This is a genomic window from Sphingomonas sp. Leaf208, assembly GCF_001421415.1.
Classification (GTDB): domain Bacteria; phylum Pseudomonadota; class Alphaproteobacteria; order Sphingomonadales; family Sphingomonadaceae; genus Sphingomonas.
In genome coordinates this window covers 16,462-31,620 of sequence record NZ_LMKH01000009.1, presented here as the reverse complement: position 1 = coordinate 31,620, position 15,159 = coordinate 16,462, and the positions used below count along the sequence as shown (strand labels likewise).

6 protein-coding genes, 1 tRNA gene and 2 pseudogenes are annotated in these 15,159 nt (G+C 54.1%); 3 read left to right on the top strand and 6 right to left on the bottom strand.

Translation table 11 applies throughout. The features are described 5' to 3' along the window. Positions 1 to 5: 5 nt before the first annotated feature. From ASE69_RS05665 to ASE69_RS05655, 3 genes and pseudogenes are all read right to left on the bottom strand, one after another. Complete coding sequence (locus ASE69_RS05665; protein ID WP_082452918.1) at positions 6 to 929, bottom strand: crotonase/enoyl-CoA hydratase family protein; 924 nt, start codon at positions 927 to 929, stop codon at positions 6 to 8. Between the two features lie 381 nt (positions 930 to 1,310). After that, complete coding sequence (locus ASE69_RS05660) at positions 1,311 to 3,506, bottom strand: putative bifunctional diguanylate cyclase/phosphodiesterase (protein WP_235518199.1); 2,196 nt, start codon at positions 3,504 to 3,506, stop codon at positions 1,311 to 1,313. A gap of 1,305 nt (positions 3,507 to 4,811) precedes the next feature. After that, positions 4,812 to 5,927 (bottom strand): annotated as a pseudogene (locus ASE69_RS05655) (IS3 family transposase). Positions 5,928 to 7,548: 1,621 nt separating this feature from the next. Between ASE69_RS05655 and ASE69_RS21850 the strand changes: the two are divergent. Further along, positions 7,549 to 8,031, top strand: coding sequence for a hypothetical protein (locus tag ASE69_RS21850; protein ID WP_156362182.1), 483 nt, complete (start codon positions 7,549 to 7,551; stop codon positions 8,029 to 8,031). A gap of 534 nt (positions 8,032 to 8,565) precedes the next feature. Continuing rightward, positions 8,566 to 8,958: a response regulator gene (locus ASE69_RS21165; protein ID WP_156362181.1), complete on the top strand. Its 393-nt coding sequence runs from the start codon at positions 8,566 to 8,568 to the stop codon at positions 8,956 to 8,958. Between the two features lie 45 nt (positions 8,959 to 9,003). On the opposite strand, the gene ASE69_RS23380 is transcribed toward ASE69_RS21165, so the two are convergent. Further along, positions 9,004 to 9,429: a BLUF domain-containing protein gene (locus ASE69_RS23380; RefSeq protein WP_082452915.1), complete on the bottom strand. Its 426-nt coding sequence runs from the start codon at positions 9,427 to 9,429 to the stop codon at positions 9,004 to 9,006. 900 nt (positions 9,430 to 10,329) lie between these two features. Continuing rightward, positions 10,330 to 10,405, bottom strand: a tRNA-Val gene (locus tag ASE69_RS05645). A gap of 601 nt (positions 10,406 to 11,006) precedes the next feature. Here ASE69_RS05645 and ASE69_RS05640 point away from each other — a divergent pair. Then, positions 11,007 to 11,966 (top strand): annotated as a pseudogene (locus tag ASE69_RS05640) (IS630 family transposase). 2,421 nt (positions 11,967 to 14,387) lie between these two features. Here the strand turns inward: ASE69_RS05640 and ASE69_RS22385 are convergent. Next, positions 14,388 to 15,035: a hypothetical protein gene (locus ASE69_RS22385; RefSeq protein WP_235518173.1), complete on the bottom strand. Its 648-nt coding sequence runs from the start codon at positions 15,033 to 15,035 to the stop codon at positions 14,388 to 14,390. Positions 15,036 to 15,159: the final 124 nt, after the last annotated feature.

Below are 15,159 nucleotides of genomic sequence, written 5' to 3'. Positions count from 1 at the left end.
GGTCTTTACGCCGCTTTGTCGAGTAGGCGCGTCTGGGCACCGACAAGACGACGCATCAGCTTCAGGTCTGCTTCGCTCAGCCGCAATGCCGCATCCGCCCAAAGGTCGACGACGGTTTCCAGTTCGGTAAGGGGAAGCGGATTAACGGAACGCGACGCTTCATAGATCGCGCAGTGGCCGCTGTGACGGCGACGGTTCTGCCGTATGTAACCCTCGACCTCGGCTCGGCCTCTTCCCGGCGCAGCCAGTGCGTGGACAATACCGAGATCGTACAGTTCCTCCGCGGTGTAAGTTCGGCCGCTCAGGATCATCTGTTCGGCGCGGGCGGTTCCGAGGCGACGGGAAAGGAAGCAGTGCGCTCCCATTCCGGGGAATAGGCCGAAGTTGGTTTCCGGCAGCCCGAAGCTTGTGCCCCGTTCGGCGACCACAACGTTGAACGACAGCAACGCCTCGAAGCCGCCCCCCAGCGCATCGCCCTCGACCAACCCGATCGTGACGATCGGCTGATCCAGGCTACGCATGTTGCGGTGAAGGATTCGGACGCACGCGCGGCCGTAGCGGACAAGAGCGGCCCGATCCCCATCCCGGATGTGTGCTGCGAACAAGTCGAGGTCGCCGCCCAGCGAGAAAATACCCGGAAACCTTGAGCCCAGAACCAGGTACCGTATCGGCATCTTGCCAGACTCTCGTGCGTCCACCACGTCATCCTGCCATTGCCCGAATTCCGCCAGCAGCCCAGGGTTAAAGCTCGGTCGGCTCCTCTGTCGCATGTAGGTCCACAGGGTATTTTGTTCGGGATCGAACTGTGTCTCTAGATCGTCGAACTCGAACGGTCGTCGGCTGGAAACCGTTGGCTGGCCCCCGCGGGAACGGCACGGTTCTGCGGTATCGTCTACGGTAACTGAGTTGGTGAAATTTCCGAAAGTCATGTGACGTCCTTCGTCAAGCGCAGCAATCTTGCTGCCGAAGGATCTTAGTTTGAAACTGGCGCTGATACCGATTGAGTTAGGGTTCACAATGAAAGAGGCAGACCAACATATGTGGCGCGATGATGCCAAATAATTTAGCATTAGGACCAAGACACTGGAAAAACTAAAAAGAGTATGGGGGGGCAGGGGGAAAATACTTCTCTAAATGGGGAAAGTCCGCTGCCCTTCAAATTGAACGATCAGTCTCTACGTAGAACGTTCTCGACATGCCTAATCCCCCGTGCCGACCCGGACGGAGTGCAAGCTGCAGGACAGGCATGTACGCATGTGACCCACATGTGGTAGCTGACCGGACTGAAACCTCATGCGATCAGCCGGTGATTAGCCGAGAGGTTTAGCGCCAATTGATGGACTGCGTCCGACATGGATACGTTTGCCGGCCATGATGGAAGGCACCGTTTCAGCTGGGCCGGCCCTACCGAACAAATACCCCTGACCGTAGTCACAACCGCGGTCGAGCAGGTACCGAGCCTGAACGCCGGTCTCGATCCCCTCGGCCACGACCTCCATACCTAGCCTATGACCAAGCCCAACCACTGCATCGATGATCGCGGCATCGTCGGGATCTGTATCCAGATTACTGACGAAGCTACGGTCGATCTTGATAACGTCGACCGGAAAGGCCTTCAGGTGCGTTAGCGACGCGTACCCGGTGCCGAAATCATCCAGTGCGATTTTCACACCTTCGCGACTGAAGACGTTTAGCGCCTCTGCGACGGAGTCCGCGCCGCGACCAAGGAATACGGTTTCGGTAACCTCGAGTTCGATACGAGAGGTTGCTATTCCAGAGCGGTGCAGACGTTCTAAGATCCGAGATACGAGGGACTCATGGCGGAACTCGGCAGGCGAAAGATTGACCGCGATGCGCCCAAACTCAACGCCATTGTCGAGCCAGCGCTTCATGTCGTCAACGATCTGGGCGAGCATGCGTTCGCTTATACCCGTAGCTAGATCCAGATCCTCGAATGCGGCGGCAATCGTCCCAGGCGCTTGCACACCTAGCGTCGGGTGACGCCAGCGCAGCAACGCCTCAAAACCACAGACTGCGCCATTCTGCAGAGAGACTTTTGGCTGATAGTATGGCACGATACGGTTATCACGCGCCGCATCGCGGGCAACGCTGATCATCGAGGACCGTCGCTGAAGGTCGGCGCGCATCGTCGCTCGGAAGGGGAGAAACCCACCACGGTTGCGCTCCTTTCCAGCGTACAGCGCAATATCGGCAGCCTTCAGCATTTCTGCGGCGCTCGAACCATGCTGCGGGTATACCGATCCGCCGGCTGTCGCCTGGCAATCGACGATCCGACCTTCATAGGTGAAGGGCTCGCGTAGTGCATCCAGTGCAGCTTGGACCTCGACGACGAGGGAGTGATCGTCCGTCCGTTCGAGGATGGCGGCGAACTCGTCACCACCAAGCCTACCAATTGTGCAATGCTCACCGAAGAATTTTGTAAGCCGGCTAGCCAAGGTCTGCAGAAGTAGGTCCCCGGCGTCGTGACCGATTGTATCGTTGGTCTCTTTTAGATGGTCTACGTCGAACAAGACCAACGCAACGTACGTATGCTCCCTGGAAGCGGTGGCAATGGCGCTCTCTAACCGACCCACGAATGCCGTGCGATTGGGTATGCGCGTCATTCCGTCGTGATCCGCCGTCCATCTGATCCGGTCTTCAACGTTCCGCTCTTCGGTCACGTCGCGAACTGTTACTAGAACGCGGTGTAACCTGCCCAGTGGTGCTTCAATCCGCCACCCGGCGGTCTTCATCCACCGCTCAGCGCCTGTGTCGGCGCGTTGGATTCTTACCATTGTTTCGAACCGATGCCCGCTGTGGCCCGCGCGAACTGCGCCGATCAAAGCCAGTAACTTGGACCGGTCGTCAGATACGACGCAGGACAGCGCGGTGTCGATCGATGGTGCGGCATCGATTGGCAGGCCCAACATAGCCTTGAATTCTTCGGACCACTCGCGACGGTCGTCGGACGCATTGTAGTCCCATATGCCGAGGCCAGCCGCCTGCGCTGCCAGCCGGAAGCGCTCTTCGCTGTCCCGTAGTGCATGTTCCGCTAACTTGCGATCATGCACGTCCTCGAGCGTCCCGTACCAGCGTACGACCTGACCTGAACTATCGAGCCGAGCCACCGCACGCGAACGTACCCACCGATACCCTGCAGTGCACGTCTGCAAGCGATACTCAATGTCGATCGGCAGTTTTGTTTCGATCGACATTCTCCAGGCATTCGCTGCATTCGTCGCATCGTCGGCATGAAGCCTACTGATCCACCGATCCCCTAATGCTGCTGATGGATCCGCCCCCGTCATCTCACGCCATCGGGGGCTTACACGTTCGACCCGACCGTCAGGCCCAGCGGTCCAGCTGATCTGGGGACTGAGAGCAACGGCATAACGAGCGTCCTCATCACACTCGTCTAGGCTACCATTTGACGGCGACCGACGAACAATAACAGTCGTTGGTTCATCTTGATCAGGGTACGCTGCATCAACAAGTTGCCTAGGCATGTCGTCACTGGCCCCGAACGCCCGATAGTCGAGTTGATCCAAACCCTCGCCCCTTGGATGCCGCGCATCGTCGCACGTGAACCACTGATCGGAGATCGCAGCTAACGACAGGTAAATAAACCAAAACGGGCGCAAATGCTTCGGTAGCGATGGTCTGATGCAAACTAGCTACGCCTATATTTCAGCGATAAATTCGTAAAGATCTAAACCCAATGACCGACTTGGGTCGACGGGTAAGACTATAGTGCGCATTCAAGTCAGCCAGAGGCATTCGTAGCTGCTCGTACAACGCAAAAATAATTACCGAGCGGCAGCAATATGTGACGGCGGAATGCGACGACCGCTACAGTTACGGTTTTGTTCAGGGTTGTAGGTTGAGGGCCTTCGGCCAAGAATTGAGATCCTCAACCGTTTGCCGCTTGTGCCATCTCGCCGTCGTCTTCGTGTTGATCCCCCTCTCGTGACCAGGCGTCGACCGCGAAGCCTGCGATGCCTTATATTGCTTTTCTGGCGGCGCGACCGGTTGAGGCGCGCCCATGACGTACCTGTTCCATACGGTTCCTTCCATTTAAAAGAAGGAACTTACCATCAAGCACCTAATTCGTTTGATAAGAAAGATAGCTTGAAGGGTGTAAATAGAGGTGGGACATGAATGGGTGCTGTAGGTCATCTTGGTTAAATTCAACCAGCATTTCATACCGGACAATGACTAGATAGCCTAGGTTCCGCAAACCTATTTACATAAGTCAGAATAAGCACACAAATAGCTCGGTTTCAGGTAGCCTCTGTCTCAATTAATCGACGAAATATTCTAGATCTAAAACATACTAATTCCTTACACGACCGGTAAAGGATCAGCAGTATCTATTAAGGCGTTGTGCCTTTAGCACGATAGCGTCGAACATATCGTATCTCAAGGTTAAGTGCATTCAAGAGGTCAGAGGGTGGTCCACGTTTACCTAACATAAACTCGGTAACGTGGCTGGCCCTACAACCTGTAAGTCGGCACCACTCACGCAAACTTATAGCTTCGAATCGGCGCTGCATCGCTTGGCGCAGATCGTCTTGGTTCATTAATCGTTGCCCCGGAATGTTATGCGCTGAGCGCTACCGAAAATATAGGTATGAATTTGTTATGAGGTCAGTACCTCGGAAGCGCGTCCGATACCAGTCGGCCAAGCTCCGATAGCGCGGGTATAATCAGCGGTTAGATAAATAAGAGGGAGCACGGTCAACGGCTCCCGTGTGAGCTGCTGCCGGTCCCATGGACACCAAGTTAGGCTACATGAGCCTGCTTCTCGAAGCCTATGGGCCGAGATAGCCCAAGGTCGAGTACCTGCGCGTGGGATTGTAGAAGCGTTCGATGTAATCGAACACGTCCTGCCTTGCCTGAGTGCGCGTGCGATAGGTTTCGCGCGCGATCCGCTTGGTTTTCAGCAAGGAGAAGAAGCTTTTCATCGCAGTATTGTCTCAGACGTTGCTGGACCAGCTCATCGAGCAGGTGACGCCGTTGTCGGCCATCAGCCGTTGGAACTGCTCGCCGGTATATTGGCTGCCCGAGTCGGAGTGATGCAGCAGTGCATCGGACGTGCCGCGCCGCCAGATCGCCATGACTAGCGCATCGGTGACGGGTTGCGCCGTCGTCGTGTTACTCATCGACCAACCCACCACCCGACGTGAGGACAGGTCGATCATCGTGGCCGCGTATAGCCATCCTTCGGCAGTTCAGATGTAAGTGAAGTCGGCCACCCACTTCTGGTTCGGCGCCTCGGCGCTGAACTGACGATCGAGCACGTTGCCGGCGATGACCGAGCGTTCGCCATGATCCTTGGGCAGACCGCGGCGCCCCGGCCGCGCCATGAGACCGTGCAACCGCATCAGCCGCTCGACACGATGCAGGCCGCATGAAAGGCCTTTGGCCAAGAAATCGTGTCAGACGCGACGCGCGCCACAGGTTCGGTAGCTGGAGATGAAGCTGGCACGGATCTTCCCCGCATACTCTTCGCCACTGCGCGACCGGGCGCTCAGCGCGCGCACGAGGCAGGCTTGGAAACCACTGCGCGAGACATCGAGCGCCCCGCAAAGCCACGACACCGGCCAAATTGCTCGATGCTTTGCGATGAACCCGAACTCAATCCGGAGGCCCTGGCAAAGTATGCCGTGGCTTCTTTAGGATGTCACGTTCAGCCGTCATCCGGGCCAACGCGCGGCGCAGCCATTCAATCTCCTGCTGCTCAGGCCCCTCTGGCCGGTGCCCGGAAAGGCCGACGGCGGATCAGCTTCCGCTTCGCGGACCCATTTGCGCAGCACGTTCTCGTGCAGGTCCAGACCGCGCGCGGCTTGCGCAACCGTCCCGCCCCGGTCGCGGACCAACCTCACCGCCTCCAGCTTGAACTCTCGGCTGAGCTTTCGTCGTTGCATTGTCACCTTCCGGATCCGAAAACACCCTATCTTGGTGTCCACGAAATCGGCAGCAGCTCACCTTGGGTTCGGCGTTGACGAGCTAATCCAGCAGTAGGGGAATTTATTTTTGTCCAATCGTCAGCGTCGCGATCTACGTGAAGGCTCAAACTTATGCTGCTTGCCGGAGCAACTTGTGCTGCATCCAGCTGCCGGCAAACCATTAAAGACAGGCAGAGTATTTGCCCTAGCGAATGACTGCGAAATCCGCAGGAGGTGCAGGATGCAATCAATCGTAAAATGTCACGGCTGATGCCAGGCTGCTGCGCTCAAGCGACCGGCAACAACGTGTAACCACGGTCATTGCCTTCCGCTCGGCAACAGACCGGTTTTGTCGATGGCATGGGCATAAATCATTCGCCATCGTCAACCTACCGCTTTGGCGCGCAGCGGCGCTAATCCGTGCGCTGGCACTGTGAGCGACGGGCCCGTATTAGTTAGCCACGCTCTCTAGCAGCGACTGCGGTGGATTCATCAGTTCGGACGCGCATTACGGATACGCGCCAAATCGGAGGTAAATTCAACACGAATGCATCCGCTCATCGCGCCAGCCAATCGGCCCATCCGCAGCCTTAAATATCTTAACGTCTCGTTAACCATTTTTAGGCTGTTGTCAGGTTTGACGCCCCCTCGCGCCGAAACGGAGAGAAACGTGCCGACTGATGTGAGCCTAGAGACGGAATGCAATCGAGTACGCCGAATCGTCGAAGGACTAAACGATGAGCTTTCTCGTGAATTACTTGGCGCGTACGCGGCCGACTTGCGAAAAGCACAGCAAAAGCAACGCATTCTACGGGCTAAGTTAGATAAAATAAACGCAGTACAATAAATATAGGACCATGATCAGATTTAGATGACACACGTCATCGTCGGGCTCAAAGATATTGAAGAGTTTGATTAGATAGCTTATAGTATAGAGTATAGTTCCTATACCAAAAAGCAATGACTATACGTTGTCACTATCAATTTATTCATAATAGTGAAAACTAAATCTGCAGCGGTAAGGGTCGCTGTCGTCTACAGTACGGGAGTGAACGGCTCAGTTCACTATCTTGCAGACTGGTACTACGATACGGTCATGCATCGCATGACCGGACGTATCGGACACGACCGCAACAATCACAGCCTCCGCATGTTCGCAAAACCAGGTTTTGAGTCAGGCGCTGAAATCTTATTCACATTATCTACTCATTATGGTTAACCGTCATTTAAAAACGGATAAAGGACACGTTTTGGACGATCACGCGCAAGCGCTACGATGCAAAGCATCAAGCCAACGAGCCCATGCGGAAAAATGCCAGGATCCAGTACGTCGCCGGCGTTATCTCGCAACCGCTCTAATCGCCGAGGAACTGGCGGATTATATTAGTGACACAAGCTGCCTTCCTGCTACTTTTTGGCAACGTTTGCAGAAACAGAGGGAGGTAAAACACCCACATTTGAGATTAGTTATCAATCGATAAGTTCGTTCCATATGCGATGTTTGTAAAAAACTTCGGTCGATGTCGGCTATGCGAGGCGCCTGGGATCAAATCGTATGAGGTATCATATTGACCGACCATGATTTAAACTTGAGCACCAGATGCGAAATGTAGCGAGCCACGAAAATATAGGTACCAAGCTTGGTAAGATTCTCGTTCAAGTCCAGGAAATATTACTATCAGATAGTAATATAAATGAAACTGATAAACATGTGAAAATACTAACGGTGTTAGATGTCCCTTCGTCAACGCCTTGCCAATATGAGTTTAATATAGAAGAGAGCTCGCTTGCAGTGCATGATCTGTGCCTAAGTGATAATGAAGGGGTAAATAGCAAGCAGGAAAACTGTTTTAATGCTATAGACAAGAGCTGCTGCTGTTCTATGGCATCGCGCGAAACCATTAATGCGTGTCGATCGTCAATGAGAAGGCTTCTTGGTCATAAAAGAACTAATATTTTGTTTGAAAATGGTACGTTTGGTGAATTAGCGCTTTTATTAGCGATGCCATTAGTAAACGAGTGGCTAAGTAACAATCTCCCTTCCGCTGTAGCAAGCGTTCAAATAAATAGATCGACTAGCTAAGTTATGACAACGCGTATAGCGTATGTGTACGTTTTTAACGAAAAGTATTCAGATTGATTGAAATCTGCGGGCGCGTCGCGCTTATACTTGCTGAGTAATCAAATACCGCCCATCGGGCTTAAGACTAAAAACCGGTGCTCAATCGAGTCAGACTTTTAGAACCTATCAGGCATAGCAGTCTGTTCGCCGCACGATTCTCCAATGTGGGCTATGCTAACGCCGCGGCGCACCGCCCGCGACCTCGTCGTTCTGGCTCAGAGGTGCGTAACGGGCGAGCGATCTTTAAACCGCCGGCGTTTGCCAGCTGCGCAATTTGGATGGCGTCTTATTCCGCGGATAATATTGATAAATGCTCACCTATACTACGCGGTGCATACGTACTGTCATCATAGCGGAGGACTTTTCTGCTTCCGACATTAAAAATATTACCGTTACCTTTTTACAAAGTAGCATTAGAAGATAAACAAAACCGTTTTATTTTTGATGTTATGCGCTACGGCTTGAGTGAAGCTCGCGAAAAGCGAGGGGGGGGCGATGACGTTCGTTTTAATTATCGAAGATCAACCTCTTCATGCAAAGCTTTTCTCAGAAGTCATCCGAGCAGTAGGGCTTTCTTCCGTGACAGCGCTAACTGGAAATGACGGTCTGGCTATCGCGAATGCAACGAAGCCGGACCTTATTATTGTCGATATTCGATTGCCAGATAGGCCTGGATACGAGATCATCTCCGCACTGCGAGCCTCGCCGGAAAACATTCTGGTACCTATAATTGCGATCACTGCAGCAACTGAATATGAGTTCAAAACGCGATCCGCGGACGCCGGAGCTGATATATTTTTAGAAAAGCCCGTTCGGGTATCCCACTTTAGTGAAGTGGTGCTTCGGCTTCTACTACAAGCATCGTGTCAGAAAAGACCGCATGTTTAAGGATCTATTGTTGTTGCCGTCGTGTGGTAAACACGGATGGCACGGCTAGATCGATGATCGTGCCCATCGGCGTATCGACAAGGCTGAAAAGCCTATAAACGCCGCTTTTGTCGAATCATCCTCAACATTGACAACCTTGGATTTTACTCGGTCTACGAAGGCTGCGTCATTCGAGGTTCCGGATGTCTCCCTGTACTCGGTAGACCAGGAACCGAACTGACGGGATACGATATTTCGATCTTCCATCATCACGATCTTCGTATGCCGACGATCATTATATATTCGATTCATTGTAGCGATCACGGTGTTTGCCTCTCCCTCGAGGGCTTGAATAAACCGTTTTCCATCGAACACGAGCAAACCGGTAATGTCGTTAAATCGGTTCACCGACGCAGAGAACGCCCGCAGTTTTACGAGTTCCTCCTGTCCAAACGAATGTACAGCATAACTTGTATAGACAATCAGGTGCATTCAACCTCAGGAGCGCTTGGATAATTATCTCGTCTACGAGTTGGCGCTCTACTAGGGAATCTATGGCGGTGCTCAACCCCTAACTGCCGAGTTGTAAGAGTTTTTACAAGGATATTACAGAGTACAATATATTAGTTATATCAGAGAAAGATACCGCCGGTAAGCCAGCTAACTTGTACAGCGATCAGCGCCCGCCCTATAAGTTAAAATCGGTCAATATGTAGAACAAAAGCTTAGCTTAGATAATCTCTCTCCAGCCTAGATTTAATCGTATTTAGCAATACCCTATATAAGGGCTTTTACTGTATAGCCAAGCAGCGCCCAAACTATACCACCCGCAATTGCGCCAAGTATCAAAGCGCGGATCGCGTCAGGCGAACTAAGGTCATTTTGCGCATCAGGCCCTGGGTTGCAATCTTTAGACATAATATCCTCCTCGTGGCTTTCGACCGCTTTTGTAAGGGACGCGCGCGAGGTGTTTGAGTTCCAACAATATTAACTATAAATGCTTTTTGATCAGACAACCATTTTATTTTGGGTTTTTTTGGTGACAGGACCGCAAACCTGCCCGGCAGTCGTTCTATTACGCCTAGCAGAAGTCCGGTCTCGCGCCGTTGTGAGGCGGGCAACTCGTGGCCTAACCTGATTGCGCGCGGAGAACTCCGTCCTTCATTCAGCGGCAACGAGAATGGCCATACTGCAACGTTCCTCGTTCTCCGGTCCATTTCTCGCGCCAGTTTTTCAACCTCATGACGCTGGTGGTCAAGGAACTGGAATCGGAAAAAGGCTGGGTACGCGGACGAGTAGGTTGCCGTTACGTCGCTCCCGATTTTCCACCGTTTTCTCGTCAGGACAGAGCGAAAGAGCCGTGGGCGATCCAGCGCCTACAGCAAACATATATGGTGGGCGATGACGGGCTCGAACCGCCGACATTCTCGGTGTAAACGAGACGCTCTACCAACTGAGCTAATCGCCCCATTAGGGTGGACATCTGATGCCAAAGACCAGCGACCGGGGCAAGCCAAAAGGGTCGGTAGTTACGGAATCCGCAAGCGGTATTCTTTGCGGCCACGATCTACTGATGCACCGCCTCATTCCGCAATTGGGCACATCCGTTTGTGCACTGCGTCGGTTGAGCAGATTGAGACAATATTTGGACAATTGCTGTTGGTCATTCGTGCGATCTAGAGCAGTCTTCGGTGAAGCGGGGCGGCGATTGATCAAGTCGAGATTTTTGCTGGTGAGATAATCATCAATCTAAGCCGTGTTACCGATGTCGGCTATCGAGGTAAATCCAGCGCAAGGTGTTAGACTCAAATGACTCGTCGCAATGCCACTGATAGCCGGGATACTCGAACGCATTGGTGCCTTCTACGGTATAGAGGCCGGATTCTGCGGTATACCGCATGACATGCGGCGGGCGGCACGACAGAACCTGACCAAGCTACTGGTCGATCTTCGGTGACAATACTCGTCACAGCACTAGGGCGGTTTCTCACCGGGCTGAGTCATAAAGGAATTCCCATCGTCGCGGTTTTCTTATTTAGGATTCTTGCCAGTGGAGGAGGTTGGCATCGATGGCGCGAGCATTATCAGTAGATCTTCGGATAGAGCTGTGACAGCGATCGCGGGTGTTCCGTCACGTCGGTAGGCCGCGGTACGGTTTGGTGTCAGCGCGGCCAGCGCCGTCCAGTGGCAGCAGCTTGCAAGCCAGCACGGGACGCCGGCGTCACAGGGACAGGGCGGAGATCGGCGTTCGCTGACGATCGGGGCGCACGACGTATTGATCCTGGACGCTTACAAGGCAACGCCCGACATCACCCTGGCCGAGTTGCAGGCGCTTCTGGTCGATCACGGCACCAAGGTCGCACTCGGCACGAGATGGCGGTTCTTCGCGCGCCGCGGGATTACACGCAAAAAAACAGCGCACGCGACCGAACAGGATCGCCCCTACATTCTGAAGCGGCACGAGGAATGGTTCGACGGCCAGCTCGATCTCGATCCCGAACAGCTCATCTTTATCGAGTGACCTGCGCATCGACGAACATGCCGCGTCGCTATGGCAGCGCGCCACACGGTGAACGACGGCGAGCAGGCGTGCCGTACGGGCACTGGAAAACCATCACCTTCTTCGCCGGCCTAGCCGCACCGGCATGGATCGCTCCTTGGGTCCTCAACGGGCGATAAACGGTGATGCCTTCACCTACGTGACCCGCGTGCTGGTGCCTGAACTGTCACCTCGCAACGCCGTCATCATGGACAACCTATCCAGCCATAAAGCGCCAGCTGAGTACGCGGCCATTGAAGCCGCAGGCGCCGGCTCCTGTTCCTTCCGCCCCCGGCGTTCAACGGGGCAGGCTCTACAGCCCGGACTTTAACCCTATCGAGATGGCCTTCTCAAACTGACGGCACACCTGCGAAAGGCGGCCGAGCGGATCATCCACGGCCTCTGGAATGCCATCGGCCGCATCGTCGACCTCTACTCGCCCCAGGAATGCTTGAACTACGTCGCAGCTGCTGGCTACGATGCAGACTGATCAGAAAATCGCTTAAGTGCATTACACCGTAATCGAGGAACGGAACGCCGTAACGGGCTTGATCCATTCTTAGGCTGGCGAATAATCTCTGGCTGAATCAGTGGGGTGGCCGTGATCGTGTCCAGATTTCCAATATTGCGCCGCATGGCGTTGCAACATGAATATCGTTCCGAACAGTGCGCGGACTCTACGATACGCAAGGCCCATATCGTAATCTCGATGGTTTTCGAAGCGCTCGGGAATGTGCGGAGCGCTCTTGAAAACTCGTGGTTTCTTGTAGGGCGACCACCCCCGCGTTGTTTCCATTCGTCGGGGTAAGACCGGACGCTTGACGCTAAACTAGCGTCGGTAACAAATAAACCGGATCAATTTTCATCTTTTGAAGGTTTGTCGCGCCAGTATTGAACCTGTGGCGGGGCTGAAACAGATTATGACAAACGACGAAATGGAAAAGCAGCGCTTTCGTGTCGCTGCTGAGCTAGGCGTTGATTCGAGGGCAATGAGAGATCATCCCTACGACCTCGAGATGGGCAAAAGTGGTTCCCTATTGGTTCGATGGCATGACCAAGCGCCCGATGGAGTCATTCGAGAAGGTAGCCTAGGGTCATACACGACTTTCATTCCGTCTGCGAATGACTCTGTGCCCTTAGGGTTTTCAAAGGAAGTCCTTCGTCGCTCTCAATCAGGCTAGAGGATGCAGAACGGTAACGACTCTTTGACCGCACCAAATCTCTACATCGTTCTTTCGGGCGTAAATCTTTCCGTCGGACACGGCCTCCGCATCATTTGGGTATTTTAGATCGATACGCTCAATGATTTTCCCGATGTTATCGAGAACATACATACGATACTCTCGCATTATCGTTTTCCGAAGTATTTTTTTGGGGTATTTAACCTAGACCAGGTTAAGGTTCTGCAGAGTTCTATCGCAACCCTCATGGTTTGAAGAAAGCTCAAATTGGTTCGATATTATCCGATGTTGCCCTCCAGTTGGTCTGCCTAACGCGGCGGTTAGCGTGGTGCGATGACGGTAATAAGTCTCGGTGGCAGGCGGGCAGTGAACTGCAGAAACGCAGCAGTGTGAGGCAGCCGGTAAGAGCTACAGCGCGTGGTTGCACAATGCACGATGCCGGACGGGCGGTCGCTTTCCTGTGCGATCCTTTCCGACGGCGCCGCCATCAGGTGGAATCGATACTGGCGCCAGTATCGCATAGGGAATGTCGCTGACGCAGCGGTTGGACAGCTAGATACGGCTACATCGTTCGAACGATAGCTAGGTGGCATATCCGAGACCGCTGCAGCGTGGCACCGCTTTGCATGTGGATCAGCGCCGAAAGCGGAATCCCGTTTTGGGGAAGACAGCCGGCTGTAATGATTTGAAACGTACATGTCATAAGGGGGGGGCGATGGGTGCCAGCCGGGCTCGTCGCTGTAAATATAAGTTCAATGGCTTGATGAAATCTACTGGCGTCTCGTTTTCGGCGCCGATCCACGAGCATACCTGAGTGCGAGTCAACTCAGCGGCACCGCCCAGCATCGATAACCTAATGTTCACAAATTGTTTACTACAAATGGCATTCTCATTAATTTGTCCGTTTATGCAGCGTGGTTAGAGCCCATTCCCTGACATGCGTACGTCCAGCGTTGTCAGAAAAGACCGTCTTCCGCATTATTCCGTGAAACGCAGTGGCTCTGTTGCACATTATAGACGTGCGGAAGAGTAGTAACGGATGGGGGACGTTTTCGGACCTCCTCGATACCCGCTAAATGGTCGCGCAGTGTTCGGCGACCGCCTCTATAGCATCACCACGACAACGGCATCTGCGTGACTTTAGAGCGGTTTCTCACCGTGCCGAATTATAAGGGATTTCCGTCGCCGCGGTTTTCTGATTCAGGATTCCTGCCGGTGCAGGAGGCTGGCATGGATGGCGCGAGCATTCAGTGGATCTTCGGGGCAGGGTTGTGGCGGCGATCGCGAGCGGTCTGTCGCGTCGACAGGCGGTGGTACGGTTCGGTTAGCGCCGCGATTGCGGTCCGTTGGCAGCAGCTTGCAAACCAGCATGGGACGCCGGCGCCACAGCAGCAGGGCGGCGATCGACGTTCGATAACGGTCGAGGCGCGTGCCGCCGCGGTGAACCCGTTGTTATCTGCGAAGGAACCTTGGCCATAGTAGTGACCGCGTTAGGCGTGTTCGGCCGGATGAAGTTCGCCGGTATAAGGGTTGCTCTCATCAGCCGCGGCGCCATTCCTTATGCATTCGAAGGTAGCGCAATCCACGGTTAGCTCGCGATACAACTCGTCCCGCATCAGTGGCTGCGGCCCTATTGCCGGGTCGCCTATAACCAGTTGCGGCATCGGGGTGAGATCGTGTAAATTGTCAGCGGGAGATCCCGGTTCGCAAGCGGCCGCCCCTCTGCATAATCATTGAAAGACACTCGGATCGATCTTCAACGTGATTTGCTGTACGGGTGGGACTGGTTGTGAGATCGGCTGAAGACTCGATTGAGTGATTGATTGCGCCGGCCGACTCGAGGAGAACGGCAGTCCGGCCATCGAAGTTCGAAGTTGAGGTGCAGACGGTCTCACCCCACGCCCGCGCCATTCGTCAACCGCGCGATAGAAATCTGTGAACGGCTGCTCCAGAGCTGGTAGACGCTCAGCCGCGAATGCAGGCAGCCCTTCGGGAGACACTCCGGTGCTGTCGGCTAAGACACGGTTCGCCGATGTGCAAAATGCTTCTCTCGAAGGCGACTGAGAGAAGAAATTGTACAGTCGGGTCATTGCGTCGTCATAACGGTCCTGCCAATCCCCACCGCCTGACTTCCATTCGCTCGCATATGTTGATTGCGCCTTAGCTAAAGCTGGCTGCTGAGCCGACAACAAGGCATTATAGGCGGCAACGATCACCAGTTCTTGAGGGCCACGGCAAGCAAGCGCTGCTACGTTCAACGCCGCGCGGAGATGCCAAACCGTGGCGGCAGATGACAAGTTTCGGTTTGGGGTGGGGTAGCTGCCGTCAGAGAGCGCCGCGGGAATGACCATGTTCCGTGATGCGCCCTTTGGCATCATGGGTGCTGCTACGGGCGCCGTAACGGGCGGCGGGGCTTTCGCGACGATCTCGGGCTTTGCCGTACACCCGATCAGTAGCCCCAGCCCTGTGACCGACCACGACGCAACCCAACGACTCATAGCA